Below are 613 nucleotides of genomic sequence, written 5' to 3' on the forward strand. Positions count from 1 at the left end.
GCGCCAGCCCCCTGCAAAGCCCATTTGCACGGAACAGGCAGCCATGCGGTTGGTAGGTGGTCGTAGACCGTCGGTGTTGCAGCGATGGGGGTCTGGGGTTCTCCCCAGACGGTTTCCGGTAGCGCTCAAGGCGCTGCCGGAACCGTGGCGGCTCGGTTTTTTCTGGAGAACGGGGAGCAAAAACACGCAAAGGATTTTGAGGCGGCAAAAGAGCAATGCAGGATAGACAATCATGGTCAGAACGTTAACACGTAGCCCCTGATTGTCCGCCTGCCGCTAGCTCAATTTGAAAACATGGCCATGATTCGGCGCTGAATATCACCGTCTTTGTTGACCAGTGTTTTAGTGACAAACGCTGCATGGTTTTTCGTAGTGTTGTATCCCTTCCAGACTTCATGTGGATCGAGGGCATACGCACAAACCTTACCAGCAACGGGGATTCTAACTAATGCATTTTTTGATTCTAAGTAATTGAGCCACCGAATAATTGTGCTTCTGCTAACTCCAAGTTTTTCAGCTAGGAATTGCTGATCCGCAACGACAGCGCCACACGTAGGATCGATATGCTCCGCTAAAAATGAGTACAGCTTCAGTGCTGATATGCCTTGGCTAT

1 protein-coding gene is annotated in these 613 nt (G+C 50.9%); it reads right to left on the reverse strand.

The features are described from left to right. Window positions 1–281: 281 nt before the first annotated feature. Window positions 282–613: helix-turn-helix domain-containing protein (locus MMA19_RS26460; RefSeq protein ID WP_000313703.1), on the reverse strand; the 332-nt coding region annotated here is incomplete at its 5' end.

This window comes from Vibrio sp. CyArs1 (assembly GCF_022432925.1).
In the GTDB taxonomy this organism is placed as follows: Bacteria; Pseudomonadota; Gammaproteobacteria; order Enterobacterales; family Vibrionaceae; genus Vibrio; species Vibrio mediterranei.